Genomic DNA, 18044 nt, shown 5'->3' with positions numbered 1-18044 from the left:
CACTTCATACTTGCTCCAGTCCTTGAACTGGGCAAGCGGCACCCTCCCCCTGATCTGTCTGCGAATACGCAGCGCTCGCAACTGCCCATCGGCAAACGCGGGCAATTCCCGCGAAACCGGCCTGCTTGCTAATTCTTACCGACGATGCCCATGCTTTCCATGACCCTGGCAGCATTGTCCTTGCAGTCCACATCCTCCGGTTTTGCATCGATCAATTGAATCAACGACAAAAGATGGGCCTTGTTTTGCGCCAGGCGTACTTCCAGCGATTCGATATCGGCGATCTTCTTCTTGAGCGCGGCCATCAATTCATCATGCTTCCATGATGAACTGTCCTCTGGCAAGACTTGCTTGATTTCGTCGAGAGAAAAGCCCGCCTGCTGCGCGTCGCTGATGATGGACAGTACCGCCACGGCTTCCAGCGGATAGTCGCGGTAGCCGTTCGACTGGCGGCTCACGGCTTTCAACAAGCCCTTGGATTCGTAGAACCGGATCGTGGACGCCGCCAAGCCGCTGCGCTTGGCCAATTCGCCAATTTTCATTATTTTTCCCGCTGAAGTTGTAGTTTGTTATTCTCTAAAGCCTTGAGCAGAGCTTGCGCCACTTCCTTGCTGGAACCAGGGTTCTGGCCGGTGACGAGGCGGCCGTCCGTCAGCACGAAGCTGCCAAACGGGAAAAATCCTTTGGCATACAGCGCCCCTTTGCTCTCGACCTCGCTTTGCAAAAGGTAGGGAACCTGGTCCTTAATGCCGGCAAGCGATTCTTCCAAGTTGGAAAATCCTGTCACGCTGCGCCCTTTTATCAGTGGCTCGCCCTTCTCGTCCTCCAGATCCAGCAAGCCAGCGGCGCCATGGCACACGGAGGAAACGACGCCGCCGTTGCGGTAGATGGCCTCGGCAATGCGCTTGAGGTCCTTGTTGCCCTTGAAATCCCACATCGTTCCATGGCCGCCCGTGTAGAAAACAGCCCCATAGGCAGCGGGATCGATGTCGGCCGCAGCTTTTGTCGATTGCAGCAATGCCATGAAAGCAGGATCACTCAGGTGACTTTTTGCTGCCTCATCCATGTACAGCCATCCCTGGCTGCGTTCATCCAGCGGCACCACACCGCCGCTGGGACTGACGAAGTCGATGCCATACCCGGCTTCCTGCAGCACATCATACACATGCGTCAATTCCGTGAGCCACAGCCCCGTATGGTCGTTTCTGCTCGGATATCGGGAATGATTGGTCATGACTATCAGCACTTTTTCCATGGCCGGATCGCGCATGGGGGACACCGGTTCAGCAGCAACCATCTGCAGGAACAGCAAGGGCATGACAGCCAGGAGCAGTTTCTTGAAAACAGACATGGGATCGTCCTCCGAATAGTTGAGTAGTCTGGGCCATGTCCGCCGAACACAGCGTGATCAACTATAAGCTTAAAGCCAACTTGAATGTCAAGCGGCAGATCGGCTGCCACGGGATTTTTGTGGTTCGAGGGGAGCGACCCTTCTTCCAACCAGTGTCCCGAACGCGACAGTGCGATTTTTTTTCATTTCAGGGCTTGACCTTCAAGTTAGCTTAAAGCTTATCGTGAGGCTATCGCAACCTTGGAGATCAGCATGAAACCCTTTACCGCACTGACATTGCCCAATGGGACAGTCATTCCGAACCGCCTTGCCAAAGCCGCCATGGAAGAAAACATGGCCGACAAGGACCACGCGCCGTCAAAGGAACTGATCCGCCTGTACCAGTCGTGGGCGGACGGCGGCGTTGGCCTGATGATCACCGGAAACGTGATGATCGACCGCCGCGCCATGACGGGACCCGGAGGGGTGGTGCTTGAGTCCGAGCAATTTGGCGCCCGCTTCGAGCAATGGTCCCGCACCGCACGGTCACGCGGGGCGCAGATCTGGATGCAGATCAACCATCCAGGGCGCCAGATGCCCGCCGCCCTGGGGCAGGAAACCATCGCGCCGTCTCCTGTGCCTATGGATATGGGCAACTTTTCCAGGCAATTTTCGGCGCCACGCGAGATGACGGAGGCCGATATTGCCGACGTGAAGCAGCGCTTTGTCAACAGCGCCCGGCTGGCCGAGCGGTTTGGCTTTACGGGCGTGCAAATCCATGCCGCGCACGGTTACCTGATCAGCCAATTCCTCTCCCCGCTGACCAATCAACGCACGGACCGCTGGGGCGGATCGCTGGAAAACCGGGCGCGCTTGCTGGTCGACGTCGTCAACGGGGTGCGGCAAGCCGTCGGCAAGGGCTTCGCCGTCGCGGTGAAGCTCAACTCGGCGGATTTCCAGAAAGGCGGCTTCAGTTCGGAAGATGCGAAGGAAGTCGTTTCCATGCTCAACACCCTGGGCGTGGACTTGATTGAGTTGTCCGGCGGCAGTTATGAAGCGCCTGCCATGCATGGCCAGACCCGCGATGGCCGCACGCTGGCCCGCGAAGCCTATTTCCTGGAGTTCGCCAAGGAGATCGCCACGGTGGCCAGCATGCCCCTCATGGTGACGGGCGGCATACGCCGCTACCAGGTGGTGGAGCAAGTGCTCGACAGCGGCATCGCCATGGCCGGCATGGGAACGGCGCTGGCGATCGATCCGCAATTGCCCAAGGCATGGCGCGCCGATCCGTCGGCGAGCCCCCTGCTCAGGGCCATCACGTGGAAAAACAAGGTGCTGTCGTCCATCGCCTACATGGCGATGGTCAAGTACCAGCTGCGGCGCCTGAGCCAGGGCAAGCATACCAGGCCCCAGGTTGCGCCCGCCCTGGCGCTGCTGATGCAGCAATGGGAAACCGCCATCAGGAACCGCCAGTATCGCCGCAGGATGAATAGCGGGATTTGAACTGAATTTTTCCACATCCAACATTGAAGGTGCAAGCCATGAACATGAAAAATGCCGCGGCAGTCGCCGCCTCAGTATCGACGTTGATGCTGAGTCTAGCCGCAAACCCGGCGCGGGCCGAAACTCCTGCCGAAAACACGCCCGTCATCATCGATATCGCCGGCCATGCCGTCCCCGTGGCGGCTGGCGGCCTGTACGAGCGCTTCCGCTCGAATCCGCCCTTATCGGTCATCGCGTCGGAAGCGCCGGACCTTGACCTGAGCTGGTTCAAGGGCATGCAGAAAGAAAAGGTCGACATCGGCTTTGCCTCGTATTCGCCGAATTTCTATTATAAGAACCGCAAGATCACGGCGGTATTTACGGCCGATCTTGCCCGCTTGAAGGAATTGATGCCGGAAGACATATTGAAGGCAGTCCAGCCGCTGCAAGTGTGGCCAGGCCGTGGAGCCGTGGCGTTGACGGCTTACGCCTACGAATACTGCGACAACGACAGCTACAATGAAATTTCATTGGCGATTGTCACCAACAAGCCCGGCGCCACCAGTTTTGGCCCCTTGACCTTGCTGGGCCAATCGCTGTCCCATGATTTCTGGGGCTATGTGCTCAAGCTTCCCGTCAATACGGAACTGGCCAGGGTGCGGGGCGTGGTCGGCTACAACTTGCCCAAGTGGCTGACCGGTATCGACATACAGGAAACTGATGCAAGCGTTTCCTTTGCCGTCACGGACAGCGCAACGGGCAAGCTGGATTTTGTTTTCGAAGGTAAAAAGCTGGGCGACCTGTCGCACGAGGCCGAGGTGGTGAGCAACAGCTTCACCAACAAGGATGGCGCCGGCAAGCTGACGTATGGCTATGCCGTTTCCCGCCTGCTGAGCCATGCATCGAGCATGCGCGCGGAATCGGTCGACCTGAAACTGGGCGACGGCAGTTTTTCCACGTATATGAAATCATTGAAATTGGGGAAGATGATGAGCTATGAATACGTGCCGGCCTTCCAGAATGCGCTGTATGCCCCGCAGCCGCTGGCAACCCTCGGAGCCGGCAAGTGATTGGCTAAACAGCCGCCAGCGAAAAAGCACCGTTCCAGGTGCTTTTTTTATCGCCTTCCCTCTCGGTATATGTTGATGTAGATCAATCAATTTTCCTATTGTGTGCAGCAGAATATGATCATTCGCAAGCCTCTGTTGAACAGACCATGGCAGAGCGCCTGCGTCCTGCATTTGCCACTACATAAGGAATAACATGATCCCCACCACCATGAAAGCCGCCGTTGTCGAACAGCTGGGTCAACCGCTGGTGCTGCGCGACGTCGCCGTGCCGGTGCCCGGCCCCGGCCAGATCCTCGTCAAGACGGAAGCGTGCGGCGTGTGCCACACGGACTTGCATGCGGCGCGCGGCGACTGGCCCGTCAAGCCGACGCCGCCGTTCATTCCCGGCCACGAAGGCATCGGCCTCGTGGTGGCCGTGGGCACGGGCGTGACGGAAGTGCAGCTGGGCGACCGGGTCGGCGTGCCCTGGCTGTATTCGGCTTGCGGCCATTGCGAACATTGCCTGGCAGCCTGGGAAACCGTGTGCGCCGAGGCGCAGTTCGGCGGCTACACCAAGAATGGCGGCTTTGCCGAATACATCCTGGCCGACCCGCGCTACGTCGCGCACATTCCGGCCGGCTTGTCCGCCGTGCAGGCGGCGCCCATCATCTGCGCCGGCGTGACCAGTTACAAGGGCATCAAGGAAACGGGCGCGCGGCCGGGCCAGTGGCTGGCCGTGTCCGGCATCGGCGGACTGGGCCACCTGGCCATCGAATATGCGGTGGCCATGGGCTTGCGCGTGGCGGCCGTCGACATCGATGAAGGCAAGCTGGAGCACGCGCGCGCCCTGGGCGCCGAAGTGACCATCAATGCGCGCCAGGGCGACCCGGTTGCGGCCTTGCGCGAAGCGACCGGGGGCGGCGCCCACGGCGTGCTGATCACGGCGCCGTCGATCGATGCCTTCCAGCAAGGCGTGGCGATGACGCGCAAGCGCGGCACCTGCGTATTGGTCGGCTTGCCGCCGGGTGACTTCCCGACGCCGCTGTTCGACGTGGTCGCCAATTGCGTGACGATACGCGGCTCTTTTGTGGGCACGCGCCAGGACATGGCCGAGGCGCTCGCCTTCGCCGCCACCGGCAAGGTCAAGGCCGGCGTGGAATTGCAGCCGCTGTCGGCCATCAACGAGATCTTCAGCCGGCTGGAACATGGCCAGGTTGCCTCGCGCGTGGTGCTCGATTTCAGCGGCAGCTGAGCGGCACGCCACCGGCAGGCTGCGCGGTGTGTCGTGCGACGGCAATGCGATTGATGTTGCTATGATGGCATTTCCTAAAAGACACACCGAGGATACACCGATGAAGAAATCCCTCTCCCGCCTGCTGGCCTGCGCTGCCCTCGCCTGGTCGTTTTCGGCCAGCGCGGCAGACTCGGCCCCGGCTTCGCTGCCCGGACACTATTACCTGCAAGGCGTCATGGAAACGGGTTCCGAACTGCTGCTGAAAAAGGACGGCACCTTCGAATGGATGCTCAGTTATGGCAATACCGACGAGCAAGCCAGCGGCGAGTGGCGCGTTGCCGACGACCTGGTGACCCTGGAGACGGGCAACGGCGGCAAGGAGCCGCAGTTTCGCGTCTTCGAGGAAGCGGAAATGCGCATCCAGAAACCCGCCGAAGCGGGCATGTGGGTGGCCATCGTCGGCTACCCCCAAGTGGGGCCGATGCCCGGCGTGGAAGTGAAGTTCGAAGCGCAAAGCGGCAAGACGGTCACGGCCGTCAGCGTGGCGAACGGCGACGCCATCGTCCGCATGCCGGCATCGGAACACTGGGTGCGCGCCGGATTGCGCCGCCAGGACTCGAAGGCCGACTATCAATGGCTGGCCGTGCCGGCCGAGCGCGCGCAGGAACGCATCGCCGCGTTCGCCGTCACCGATCCCCAGTGGTTGCGGGGCCAGGCGTTCCAGAAGCTGGCCTTGCGCGTCGTCAAGGGCGGCCTGAAGGTCGACGATGCGGACAACGGACTGGCCAGGGGCCTGTACGCGAAAGCGGCATCGAAGCAATAACCTTCCCCCCTCGTTTCATTCTCCATGCACACCGTCCTGGTCAAGCATATTGACCAGGATAGCGCTGTTTGCGCCCGCGCACGCCCGTGCGCCGTTGACACCCCGCACTGTCTGTCCTATAGTCGCCGGGTTAACGACAAATGAGAATGAGAATCATGTTCAGTTCTATCAAGAAATGGCTCGTGTGCTATCCGCTCGTGGCGGTCAGCCTGTTGCTGGCAGGAAGCGCGCAAGCGCAAGTGGCCGACCAGGGCGCCGGCGCCAAGCAGTTGTGGCAATTGATTGATTATGTTGCCGTCGATTACAGCGGCGCCGTCGAGCACGGCAAAGTGGTCAGCGAAGCGGAATACGCGGAAATGCTCGATTTCACGGACAACGCGACGACGCAGATCGCCGCCCTGCCCGCCCACGCCTCGCAGGCGGCCATTGCCGCCGCCATCGCCGACCTGCGCGCGGCCGTCGTCGCCAAGGCGGACGGCGTGGAAGTCAAGCGCCTGGCGCGCCACGCGAACGGCTTGCTGATTGCCGCCTACCCGATTCCCGTGGCGCCCAAAGTGCTGCCCAACCTGGCGCGCGGCGCGGCCCTGTACGCGGCCCAGTGCGCGTCTTGCCACGGCGTGGCCGGCGGCGGCGACGGCCCGCTGGCGGCCAGCCTGGAACCGAAACCGATCGCCTTCACGGATGCCGAGCGGGCGCAGTCGCGCAGCCTGATGGCGCTGTACCAGGTCATTTCGCAAGGCGTGTCCGGCACCTCGATGGCCAGTTTCGGCCAGCTGTCCGACAACGAACGCTGGGACCTGGCGTTCTATATCGGCGGCATGTCGCACGACGCGGCGGCAAGCGCGCGCGGCGAAAAGCTGTGGCAGGACGATCCGCGCAGCAAAAAACTGTACGCGGACCTGGCTGCCGTGACGACGCTGACACAGGAAGCCGTGGCCGCCAAGCTGGGCGCGGACGAAGCGCAGGCGCTGACGGCCTACCTGCGCAGCCACCCGGACAAGGCCGAGGCGCACAAGCCGGCCGGCCTGGCCCTGTCCCGCTTGCGCCTGGCGGAAAGCCTGGCCGCCATGCATGCGGGCGACCGCGCGGGCGCCACGCGCCTGGGCCTGTCCGCCTACCTGGACGGCTTCGAGCCGATCGAGCCGATGGTCGGCGCGCGCAACAAGTCCTTGCTGCTGGCCGTGGAAAACGCCATGCTGGCGTACCGTTCCGCCGTGGCCAAGGGCACGGTGGCCGAGGCCGAGGCTGCGGGAGAAAAGCTGCAGCAACTGTTTACCCACGTGGAAGCGGAGTTGGGCGACGCCAAGGCCGAGCCGATGACGACCTTTATCGGCGCCCTGACGATCCTGCTGCGCGAAGGCGTGGAAGCGCTGCTGATCGTGATCGGCATCATCGCCTTCCTGCGCAAGGCCAAGCGCAACGATGTGCTGCCCTACGTGCATGCGGGCTGGGCCAGCGCGCTGGTGGCAGGCGGCCTGACATGGGTGGCGGCAACGTATCTGGTGACCATCAGCGGCGCCAGCCGTGAAGTGAGCGAAGGACTCGGTTCCGTGTTTGCGGCCCTGGTCTTGCTCAGCGTGGGCTTGTGGATGCACCAGAAGAGCAGCGCCGGGCGCTGGCAGGAATACCTGCACGAAAAACTCACGGCGGCGATGTCGCGGCGCTCCGCCTGGGGCCTGTTCGCCCTGGCCTTCATCGCCGTCTACCGCGAAGTCTTTGAAACCGTGCTGTTCTATTCCGCCCTGGCGGCGGACGGCAATGGCGGTGCCTTGCTGGGCGGCTTCCTCGTGGCCATCGTGCTGCTGGTGGTGATCGCCTGGGCCTTGCTGCGCACGAGCGCCCGCATGCCGATCGGCAAATTCTTCTCGTGGACGTCCGCCTTCGTGGCCGTGCTGGCCGTGATTTTGATGGGCAAAGGCGTTGCCGCGCTGCAGGAAGCGGGCTGGGTCGGCGTCACCCCCGTCGATTTCATGCGTATCGACTTGCTGGGCATCCTGCCGACCCTGGAAACCTTGCTGGCGCAAGCGGCCATCCTGGCCATCATCGTCGCCGGCTATGGCTGGAACCGTTTCTCGGCAGGCAAGCACAAGCTGGCCTGACCCTGTGACGCCCCGCAGTAACTGAAAGCCCCCGATAGCTGCCTGCAGCTATCGGGGGCTGTTACGTTTACAGCCGCTTATCGCGTCACTGCCCCTGCGGATGTGGCGGCGTTGTGCACTTTCACCCCTGCCAGCCAGGTTTCCTCCACCACGATGTCGCGCAGCTTGCGCACGTTCTCGTCCAGCGGGTCTTGCGCCAGGATCACCAGGTCGGCCCGCTTGCCGGCTTCCAGCGAGCCCACCAGATGATCCATGTGGCAATGCCAGGCGGCATCAAGCGTGACGGCGCGCAATCCCGCCATGCGGCTGATGCGCTCATCCGGATTCAGCACCTCTTTCCCTGGCGCACCTTCCATGGTGCGGAACACCGCCTGCTCCATCATGCGCAAGGGGCCCAGCGGCGAGACGAAATGGTCAGAGTGCAAGCTGATGTGCATGCCCGCATTCAATGCCGAGTGGCAACGGTCCAGCAACTGGGCCCGCTCCTGTCCAAAAATGGTCTGCTGGAACGTGTGTCCCCAATAGCCGACGTGGCCGATGAGGAAACTGGGGTTCAGCTGCAGTGTCGCCATTTTCGTGATGGCCTCGTCATTCAGCAGCGATGCGTGCTCGACGCGCAGGCGCAGCTGGCGCCGCTTTTGCGCTTCCTCTTCGCTGATGCCGCCTGGCCGTGGCGTCAGTACCTTGTCGTAGCTGTGCAGCACATATTCCACCGCTTTGTCGCCGTTGGCGTGGACCAGCACGGGCCAGCCGCGCCCCACCGCCTTGTCCAGCATGCGGGAAAACACGGACGTGTCGGGGTAATTGCTCAAGCCGGTGGGCGGCACCTCAGGTATCGAATGTTCATCCGAGCAGGCATAGGGCTGGCTCTGATAACCGGTCAAGCCCTGGTTGGAGCCGTCCGCGATCAGCTTGATCGCCTTGATGCTGAAACGCTGGTCGCCGTGATTGTCCAGGTCCGGCTTGTAATGATCGAGCCAATTGTCCAGTGCTTTTTCGTCGGGTTTGGTGAACAGCGCCGCACCGATGCGCACGGGACCGAGATGGGCCGCCAGCTTGAGCAAACCGATTTCCACCAGCGGCGCATCGGTGGCGCCCAGGCCCGCGTCGAAGACGCTGGTAAAGCCCATGGCCGAGGCGTTGTCCAGCACCTGCTTCAGGCACGCGATAAATTCCGGCAGCTTGGGCAGCGGCGCAACCAGCAGCGCCTTGGCGATCCTGATTTCGGTCAGCACGCCGGAAGGACTGTCCTCGATGTTCGCCGCCTTCAGTGCCGCGGTATTGAGATAGGCCAGGTGGCCGGACGAGTTCATCAGCAGGATGGGCACCGTGCTGCTCAGCTTATCGAGCTCGCTGGCGGTGATGTCTTCCCACGACTGCATCAGCGAGGGATCGACGCCGAAGCCCAGCACCCAAGGGTTGCCTTTCTTGTCTTTCGGCAGCTGGTCCGTCTGCCCCAGCGCCGCGCCGATTCGCCAACTGATGCTCTTGAAACTGTATTCCGGATCCAGTTCCTGCTGCCGGGGTGCGCTCAGGAACGGCGTGAGCGACAGCCAGCTCTTGTACAGCGCGCTGGGCAGGATGTGCATATGAGGTTCGACGAAGCCCGGCAGCAAGGTACGGCCGTCCAGGTCCACCTCGCTTGCCTGATGCGGCTGCATGGCCTGGCGCACCTCGTCCAGCGTGCCGGTGGCAATGATGGTGCCGCCGGCGATACCCAGCGCCGCCACCTGGTCGCTGCCATCCGCAGCCATGGTATGAATGTTACCGTTATGGAAAATCGTCGCTTGCGGCGTCAGTTTCTGGGCGTGCTGGGGATATGCCTGCTGGAACGCCGTGTCCAGTTCGCCGCTGAGTGCGGTTCCAGTCAACAGGCCGCTTGTCAGCGTAGGCAGGTGAGGCAGGTTGCAGCAGGCGCAACCGAGGTGGTCATGGCTCATGCAGATTCCTATCAGAGGTTAATGATTTAAATCAATGAAGTCATCCTTTATTCCGGCTCGAATATACCCAACAACAGAATATCGGGAAAACGCGACGCCTGGACTGGCTTGCTTGTTGCCAGTAACTTCTTCGAAGCATAACGAATTGCCGGTCAAAAAAACTCAAACATTGTCACGTTAATGCAAATGGCGGCGCGGCTGCTTTCCATTCCTTGTCCTGAATTTATTTTCCGCAATGTCTTTCATATAGTTTCCCTGCGGAAAATACATGGCTATTTATCGGTGCGTGACAATTGAATAGTAATTTTTAAAAAAATCCAACTATATTCAGCATTGCAGTGATGACACCGGCCGCCCGGATTCCGGCCGCATCCGCAATAGCCCATCCATTGAACGCAGCACCAACGAAAGCTTACCGATGAAAATTCAACGCGCAACAACCTGGTCGCTTGGTCTTATCGTGGCAGGCGCCCTGTTCTCTTCCCAAGCCTATGCGGCAAAAATCCCCGATTGCGGCAAAAGGGAACCCAGCAAAACCCTGCCCACCCCGCAAAATAGCGAATACGACGCATACCGCAACGCGAAAACGAGCGCGGTGGCGGGCGGTCCGGGCAATACCGTCTTCAATAATAATGAAAAGCGTCTCCCTGCCGCCGGCAAGGACGAGATTTATTATGAATATTATCTGGGTATCGGCGGCGATGGCGGAGCAGGTTCGCATCGCGCGGTATTGCTCGTGCAGACTCCGGCGGGCAAACGCAAGCTGGTGGAACGCTATTACACGCAAGACCACTATGCTTCCTTTTGCAGCCTGAAGAATTAATCGTTCTTTATTAATTTCCAGCGTGATTCAAGCGGCTCAGGTAAATACCTGGTGCCGCTTGAAATACCCGCATATCAGGCTCGATATTCAACTGTGCTGACTGCGCCCATTTAATGGATATTAACGTAGGTCCGCAAAACAGGCTTTGATCTACAACAACTCATCAAGCGTGCATGCGGGAACCGCCCACTTGCGTATATGATGCCGCCTGGACAAGATGAAATGGAAAGGCTGGCGGCGGGAATGACAACGATCACCGGGCGATTGCAGGAATGCGGCATCGATGCGGCGCAGGCAGACGCCCTCGCGCAAGATATTCAACACAAGAAATATGGTCCCTTGCTGCAGCAGTTGCTGCTGCGCGGCCTGTGGTCCAACGTCGTCGACGAGTCCATGCCGCAGCCGCTGTGGCTGGAACGCTGGCGCGAACTGGGAGAATCAGGCTTTCCCTTCATCAACTCCCCTGCCCTGCAGCGCCTGCTGGACGCGGGCGTCGACGTGCACGACCTGACGGACGTCGTGCGTTCCGCGCAGGTATTGACGATCTATAACATCGCCCAGTTGGTCGACGAGCCTTGCGGCGACCTCGGTTACGACGTCGCCGATACCCCCGACGTGCAACTGGCGTATGTGGATGAGGCCGGCACGCCGCACCAGCCCGGCAGCCTGCATGATGCGCTGGAAGAAAACGACCCGGCGGGCCGCCACGGCCAGCCCCGTACACTGGAACTGCGCCAGTTCGGCGGCTTGCCGGGCGAATTGCAGAGAGAAATCAAGGACTTGCTGGCGCAAAAAGCGTGGTCGCAGGCGGCCGCCCTGTGGAAGCGCGCCGCGGGCGGCGAGCTCAAGCACTGCCTGGCGACGGTGCAGAGTCTGGCGCGCCAGCTGTAGCGGCGGTGACAGCCTGCGTTACCAGTAGCCGAGCACTTTCCACCAGGTGGTGCCCACGACGGCAAAGATCAGCAGTTCCACCACGCACATGATGAAACCGACGCGCCACCAGTTGCCCATGGTCACGAAGCCGCTGCCGAAGATGATGGGCGACGTGCCCGTCGCATAGTGGGTCAGTGTCATCATGATGGCCGAGCCGGCCGTCATCATCAGCATGAACGGCACGTGGTATTCGGCCGGGATCAGGTGCAGACCCACCGTCAGGAAGGCCAGCAGCATGGCGCTGATGTGGGCCGTCGTGCTGGCAAAGAAGTAATGCGAGAAGACAAAGACCAGCACGAGGACGCCGGCGATCGGCAGCCAGTCCATGCCGCTGGCGATAATCGCCGCCTTCATGCCGGCCGAGAACCAGGCGATCACGCCCGTCTTGTTCAATTGCTCGGCCATCATGACGAGCGCGCCGAACCACACGAGGGTATCCCAGGCGCTCTTTTCCGACAGCACGTCATCCCAGTCGATGGTGCCGGTAATGATCAGCACGAACAAGCCGACAAAGGCGACGACCGTCGCATCGAGCGAAAACGCGGGACCGAACAGCATGGCTGGGACGTTGGCCCACAGCAAGAGCAGCAAGGCGAAGGTGCCCAGCATGACTTTTTCCGACGGTGACAGCGGGCCCATGCTTTTCAGTTCCGCCTTGGCATAGGTGACGGCGTCGGGCGTGGCTTTCAGTTCCGGCGGCGACAGCCAGTAGATGATCAACGGCATCGCCAGCAGGCAGACCAGGCCCGGCAGCAGCATGCACAGGGCCCAGGTCGTCCATGTCAGGTGGAAAGCCTGGCCGCTGGCCTTGGCCACGAAGTCGACCACCAGCGGGTTCGGCGCCGTGGCCGTCAGGAACATGGCCGACGTGATCGGGTTGGCGTGATAGTTGACGAGAGCCAGATAGGTGCCCACCTTCTTTTCCGTGCCCTTGGCCGGGTCCGAATCGAAGGCGTTGGCGATCGATTTCATGACGGGGTGGACGATGCCGCCGCCGCGCGCCGTGTTACTTGGCGTAAACGGTGCCAGCACCAGTTCGCAAATCGCCAGGCCATAGCCGATGCCCATGGTGCGCTTGCCCAGCAGCGAGATGAACAGCAAGCCGATGCGGCTGCCCAATCCCGTCTTTTTCAAGCCGCGCGAAATCAGGATCGCCACGACGATCAGCCAGATCAGGGGATTCGAAAAACTGCTGAGCGCATCCGTGATGGCGCCCTTGGACGAGGTCGACGTCACTTGCGACAAGGACACGATGACGATGGCCATCATCGCCATCACGCCGATCGGCATGACTTTCAGGATGATCGCCAAAATCGTGGTGAGGAAGATCGCCACCAGGCCCCAGGCCTTGGGCGTCAAGCCATCCGGCGCCGGCAGCAATAGCATGCTCACCAGCAAGGCCGTGCAAATCAGGGCGGGGACGAGGCGGAATGGGACGGCTTCCTTGAAATGCAGGAACATGTCGCGCACTGTTTTATACATCTTTATTACCTTTCGCTGTGGGTCAGGCATCCTCGCGGTCGGAATCGTGCACGCAGATTCATGGGCTGGAAGGCGCACAAACCACGCGCCCGCAAGATGGCAGATGCCCAACAATTCTGTTCGGCAATATCATACACGCAAGGTTGGTGCGGCCCCTGCCCTGCAACGCCGCCCGCCTCAACTAACTTTCAAATCGTTGATCTGGGCGCGGCATGCCACATCAAAACCACTGGCGGGGCACCCGCCTGACGAATCAGAACCGCGGGAATTTATTTCAGACTGCAAGCCTTCTCCGCATCTGCTGTTCCTGCGCGCACGACCGCCCCCGCTCCTTCAACGATCTGAAGTTCGACACGGCGGCCTTGCTCGAAACAGGCGTTCTGCTTGACCGCCTCCTTGATCTCGCCACAGCCACTGATGTTATCGCGATCCAGGCGAACATCGATCAACGCCTCCGTCTTCTCAATCAATTTATCTTTAACCATTTGATGATATATGGTGCATGCTCTTTTATGCGCCAATACAAAATTTCCGTCTTTTTCGCGTGGCATGGGATCGGCGAATCCGACAATAATTATCTTCTTTTTTCTTTTTTTATTTTCCGTGCGCATAAATTCTTCAATTAACGGTCGGGCAACTTTCAGCTGATTCTCTTTAAGGGAATCCTTCCCCGAATCAAAGTAGATCCCGTTCTTTAGTTCCCCGCACATTTTCACCTGGCCGCCCCTTGCAACCCTAATGCCGGCACTATCGAGTTCAATTTTTATATTATTCTCATCAACCTTCTTTTTCTTTCCTACTTCAGGCTTATCTGTAGCTTGCTTCGCCTCTTCTTTCTTATACTCCCCCTTCAATTCAATATAGCTGCGAAGGCCAATTCCATGCCACAGCACCCGCACATTGCTGATCGAGTAGCTATCGCTATCAAACTTGCAACCATGTAGCAAGATACCTTTAGCATCAGCTACAGCTTGCATTGTCGAAAAGTTCGTTTTATTGACGACCAGTACGGCATCGGATCGAAAACCTAATCCACTCATTACATAATTAAAACCATGTGGGACCACCATCAATGGGATATAGGCAAACAGGAACCCCAACGCGATAAAAGAATAAGCTTCCCGTGCATGAACGCTAAGATTGGCAGTGGCGGGGCTGGCTGTAGCTGGAGGTACGGGCGGTATGACTATGGAGAAGTTGGAAATTCCAAGGCTTAAGAGCATTCCTGACATTATAATAATGCCTGGGAAATGAAAATTTTTAAAAATAACTTTTTCATCGCCAGAGCCAAAAAGAATAGCGATGTATGCCAATGCAACTGTGGAAATAAGCCAAGGAACAATACAAAAGCTGGCTATCGAACTGTCTTCCGTCAACTCGTGAGCTACTAGCCAATATAAAACAACAAGAGAAACAAAAAACAATATCAATAAAATTAGTTTGCACCCGGCATCAGTTGTATCTCCAGTGTATCTTAAAATTTGAAAGAAAAATTCAGACATCAACACGGAAAGAAGTAACATCACAAACAACAACCACTTTCCCTTCAAAGACCCGCTTGACAGAACTTTTTGTGTAGACCATGGGATAAAAAGAAAAAATCCCATGACAACCAATAGCGCTCCGACACAAGAAAAAGCTAGCGTCACAAAAATAAAAAGTAATGTATCCCCCACGCTCAATCCTGAAGGAAAGAAACCAATCACGAAGAAACAATAAACAAATACCACAATCATCCCGAAAGCGGAGCTGAATCCGGCAAATAAAGTGCTCATTGTTTTAAATCGGTCCGCCCTGAGGTTTTCAATCTCGGCTATTTGCTTCTCTTCAGCCAGTGTCATAATATCAAGCGATTGGTTAACGTTTTAATATTATAGTGCAACTTTCTTTCCTGGCGCCAATAAATTTGCAAAATTGGCATGTATGGTGAAATTGAAAGCACGGACCGTCTTATCTGGAACTCCCTGTCCGGTATGTACCCCAGGCATTGAACGATGTTTGTCCTGCCTGGGCGTCAAAAACTGAGCCAGGTCAAGAGTCCGCATGCCGCCTGCGTCTTTCACGGTGGTTTTCAGCCCAAACTTGCCAGCCGCACTATAATGTTGGCACCGTGTGCGGCAGCATTGGCGGCGATAGACGGTAACAATTTCGTGTGGAGGCCGGTACAATAGCGTCTGGGCCTACACAGGGTTTCACTTTTGCCAGCAGTTGCCAGCAACTAACCATTTTTTTGACCAGCCAACAAATACTATGAGTTCGATGAATGAAGAGCGCGTTTTAAGCGTGCACCACTGGACGGATACCCTGTTCTCCTTTACCACCACGCGCGACCCGTCGCTGCGTTTCTCGAATGGCCACTTCACCATGATCGGCCTGCGCGTCGACGGCAAGCCATTGCTGCGCGCCTACAGTATCGCCAGCGCCAATTACGAAGACCACCTGGAATTTTTCAGCATCAAGGTACCGGGCGGTCCATTGACGTCGCGTCTGCAACACTTGCAAGTGGGCGACACCGTCATCGTCGGCCGCAAGCCGACGGGCACCCTGGTGTCCGACTACCTGCTGCCAGGCAAGCGCCTGTACATGCTGTCGACGGGCACCGGCCTGGCGCCTTTCCTCAGCATCGTGCGCGATCCGGACATCTACGAACGCTTCGACGAATTGATCCTCGTGCACGGCGTGCGCCAGGTCGATGAACTGGCTTACCACGATTTGCTGGAAGAGCACCTGCCGAAGCATGAGTTCCTGGGTGAAATGGTCAGCGACAAGCTGCGCTACTACCCGACCGTGACGCGTGAAGACTTCCGCAACATGGGCCGCATCACCGAACTGATCGAAAACGGCAAGCTGGCCGAAGATCTGGGCGTGCCGGCACTCAATCCTGCCGAAGACCGCGTCATGATCTGCGGCAGCTCGGACATGCTGCGCGACCTGAAAGAAATGCTGGAAGCCCGTGGCTTCAAGGAAGGCAATACCTCGACGCCTGGCGACTTCGTTGTCGAGCGCGCGTTCGCCGAGAAGTAATCCGCAAGGTATCCGCAAGACCCGAGGCCCGGTCCCGCCGCACACTGCGGCGGCGCCGGGCCTTTTTTATTGCCGCGTCAGCGGGCCAGCCGCGCGCTGGTAGCGCAAGCCATTCATGAAGCGCTGTACGGGCAAGAAGGCGCTGCTGAGGATATCGTCCTGCGCCGCGTAATAGCGCGTCTCGATCCTCAGCAAGCCCAGCACGGTCGCATCGAGCTTGTCCGTCTGGTAGGGCCGGTTTTCTAGCGCGACGCGCGCGGCCGCCGATTGCGGCGCCTGCCGGTTATTCCAGATCAACATGGGAATTTCATAGCCGCTCTTGTCCGAGGCGGAATGGCCCGCGTGATTGCGGTTGTAACCCACTTCCTGCCCGTGGTCGGAAACAAACAGCAGCGACGCGGCGCGGTCCGTCTTGGCCTTTTCCGTCATGCCGATCAGCGTACCGAGCACATAATCGCCATAGCGGATGGCGTTGTCGTACTCATCGCGCTGACTGCGTATCCAGCTTGACCTGCCCTGGTGTTCCATCTGTACGCTGACGGCGTCGTGCGCCCGGTCGAAATGCGCAAAGCGGCTGGGGTAGCGCATGTCATAGCTGGGATGCGCACCCAGCAAATGCACGACGATGAGCTTTTTCGGTGCCTCGTCGCGCAGTGCATGGGCGAATGGCTGGAACAGGTTGCCATCAAAATTGTTTTCGCCACGGCCGGTGCCGTAGTTGATGAAGTCGCTTTCATCGGCCTCGCCCGCCAGCAGCCCGATCCAGCCATCGTTGCGCGTCTGGTTCGACACCCAGAAAGTCTTGTAGCCGGCCGCCTCGGCCAGCATCAGCAAGTTCGGCTTGGCCATCCACGCATCGGGATTGCCGATATCGGCCGGCGTGAGCATCGTCATCATCGACTCCACCGTGCTGGCGGCCGGCGAGATCACATCGTTAAATACCAGCAGCTTCGACCGCAGGGCGTCGAGCTGGGGCGTGGTGGCGCGCGGATAGCCATACAGCGACATCGAGGCGCGGTTGGTGCTCTCGCCGATCACCAGGATGACGGTGCGGGCATCCTCGCCCGCATAGCGCACGTTCCAGTCGCGCGGCGCGGCCATGGCCGCCGTCAGCGCGTGCTGCATGGACTTCATCGCCTCCAGTTGCGCGCTGTATTGCTGGTAGCGCAGCGGCCAGAACAGGGCCGGATTTTCGCGCCGCATGGTGGTATTGACGTGCAAGGACACGAGCAATGCGGCCATGAAGACGGCAAAGCCTTTTTGCGGCAAGCCCGGCGGCGTACTGTCGCGCCCGGCCTGCCGGCGCTGCAGCTGGCAGTCGGCCAGCAGCACGGCCGCCGTCACGAGCACGAACCAGCCGGCCGCTTGCGCCAGGGCGACGCTGTTGTGCAGGAAAAACTCTCCCGTTTCGGCTTGATCTGTCGCAAACATCGCCTGTAAAACCGCATTGGGATTCGGCCGCATGCCAAAATAGCCACGCAAGAAGCCCTTGATGGCGGCATCGAGGTAAAACACGGGCACGACGACGCGCACCAGCACGGTAATCGCGCTGGCGCTGGCATTGCCGCGCCACGCATACAGCACGCCGCCCACGCCCAGCAGGCTGGCCGCCAGCAAGACGCTCAATTTCAGGCATTCGTTCGCGCTTAACTGATCGAAGAGGAAGAACAGCAGCAGGCCAGCAATGCTGAACAGGACACGGCAAAACAGAATCAGCATGGAGGCGACAAGTAGGAGGTAATCAACAAGCGTACATGGAACAGGGTCATGCCCGCGGTAACGGGCCTGCGATTGTAGCGCAGGCTGTTGCAACTCGTGCCATCAT

At 59.3% G+C, this 18044-nt stretch carries 14 protein-coding genes; 8 read left to right on the top strand and 6 right to left on the bottom strand.

Features of this window, described 5'->3' with window-relative positions; genetic code table 11:
* Nucleotides 1-128: 128 nt before the first annotated feature.
* Nucleotides 129-542: a MerR family transcriptional regulator gene (locus tag O3298_RS12650; RefSeq protein ID WP_289914828.1), complete on the bottom strand. Its 414-nt coding sequence runs from the start codon at nt 540-542 to the stop codon at nt 129-131.
* Nucleotides 542-1351: a type 1 glutamine amidotransferase domain-containing protein gene (locus O3298_RS12645; protein ID WP_305059530.1), complete on the bottom strand. Its 810-nt coding sequence runs from the start codon at nt 1349-1351 to the stop codon at nt 542-544. Before O3298_RS12645 ends, O3298_RS12650 begins: the two co-directional genes overlap by 1 nt.
* 252 nt (nt 1352-1603) lie before the next feature.
* Between O3298_RS12645 and O3298_RS12640 the strand changes: the two genes are divergently transcribed.
* The 5 genes from O3298_RS12640 to O3298_RS12620 all read left to right on the top strand — a co-directional run bounded on the left by O3298_RS12640 (nt 1604) and on the right by O3298_RS12620 (nt 8017).
* On the top strand, nt 1604-2833 hold the full coding sequence (locus tag O3298_RS12640) for an NADH:flavin oxidoreductase/NADH oxidase family protein (protein ID WP_251348704.1): 1230 nt from the start codon (nt 1604-1606) through the stop codon (nt 2831-2833).
* Between the two features lie 86 nt (nt 2834-2919).
* Entirely contained in the window at nt 2920-3882 is a 963-nt protein-coding gene (locus O3298_RS12635) for an acetoacetate decarboxylase (ADC) (protein ID WP_305059529.1), read from the top strand.
* 196 nt (nt 3883-4078) lie between these two features.
* Entirely contained in the window at nt 4079-5113 is a 1035-nt protein-coding gene (locus O3298_RS12630) for a zinc-dependent alcohol dehydrogenase (RefSeq protein ID WP_251349216.1), read from the top strand.
* Between the two features lie 100 nt (nt 5114-5213).
* Nucleotides 5214-5918: a hypothetical protein gene (locus O3298_RS12625; RefSeq protein ID WP_305059528.1), complete on the top strand. Its 705-nt coding sequence runs from the start codon at nt 5214-5216 to the stop codon at nt 5916-5918.
* A gap of 155 nt (nt 5919-6073) precedes the next feature.
* Nucleotides 6074-8017, top strand: a complete 1944-nt coding sequence (locus O3298_RS12620; protein ID WP_305059527.1) for a cytochrome c/FTR1 family iron permease — start codon at nt 6074-6076, stop codon at nt 8015-8017.
* A gap of 77 nt (nt 8018-8094) precedes the next feature.
* Here the strand turns inward: O3298_RS12620 and O3298_RS12615 are convergent, their stop codons facing one another.
* Nucleotides 8095-9957 (bottom strand): amidohydrolase, encoded by a 1863-nt coding sequence (locus O3298_RS12615; RefSeq protein WP_305059526.1) that lies wholly within the window; start codon nt 9955-9957, stop codon nt 8095-8097.
* 418 nt (nt 9958-10375) lie between these two features.
* Here O3298_RS12615 and O3298_RS12610 point away from each other — a divergent pair, with 418 nt between their 5' ends.
* A complete protein-coding gene (locus tag O3298_RS12610) occupies nt 10376-10780 on the top strand; it encodes a ribonuclease domain-containing protein (protein ID WP_099667959.1) in 405 nt (134 codons plus the stop codon).
* Between the two features lie 243 nt (nt 10781-11023).
* Nucleotides 11024-11671 (top strand): hypothetical protein, encoded by a 648-nt coding sequence (locus O3298_RS12605; protein ID WP_305059525.1) that lies wholly within the window; start codon nt 11024-11026, stop codon nt 11669-11671.
* Nucleotides 11672-11689: 18 nt separating this feature from the next.
* On the opposite strand, the gene O3298_RS12600 is transcribed toward O3298_RS12605, so the two are convergent.
* A complete protein-coding gene (locus O3298_RS12600; protein ID WP_289909979.1) occupies nt 11690-13195 on the bottom strand; it encodes an anion permease in 1506 nt (501 codons plus the stop codon).
* A 269-nt stretch (nt 13196-13464) separates the two neighbouring features.
* Nucleotides 13465-15036, bottom strand: a complete 1572-nt coding sequence (locus O3298_RS12595; protein WP_305055508.1) for a hypothetical protein — start codon at nt 15034-15036, stop codon at nt 13465-13467.
* A gap of 409 nt (nt 15037-15445) precedes the next feature.
* Between O3298_RS12595 and O3298_RS12590 the strand changes: the two genes are divergently transcribed.
* Complete coding sequence (locus tag O3298_RS12590; RefSeq protein ID WP_035818959.1) at nt 15446-16219, top strand: ferredoxin--NADP reductase; 774 nt, start codon at nt 15446-15448, stop codon at nt 16217-16219.
* Between the two features lie 66 nt (nt 16220-16285).
* Here O3298_RS12590 and O3298_RS12585 read toward each other — a convergent pair whose 3' ends face one another.
* A complete protein-coding gene (locus tag O3298_RS12585; protein ID WP_305059524.1) occupies nt 16286-17938 on the bottom strand; it encodes a phosphoethanolamine transferase in 1653 nt (550 codons plus the stop codon).
* Nucleotides 17939-18044 lie beyond the last annotated feature (106 nt).

It is taken from the genome of Janthinobacterium sp. SUN137 (genome assembly GCF_030587265.1).
Classification (GTDB): Bacteria; Pseudomonadota; Gammaproteobacteria; order Burkholderiales; family Burkholderiaceae_D; genus Janthinobacterium; species Janthinobacterium kumbetense.
This window is presented reverse-complemented; position numbering and strand designations above follow the sequence as displayed.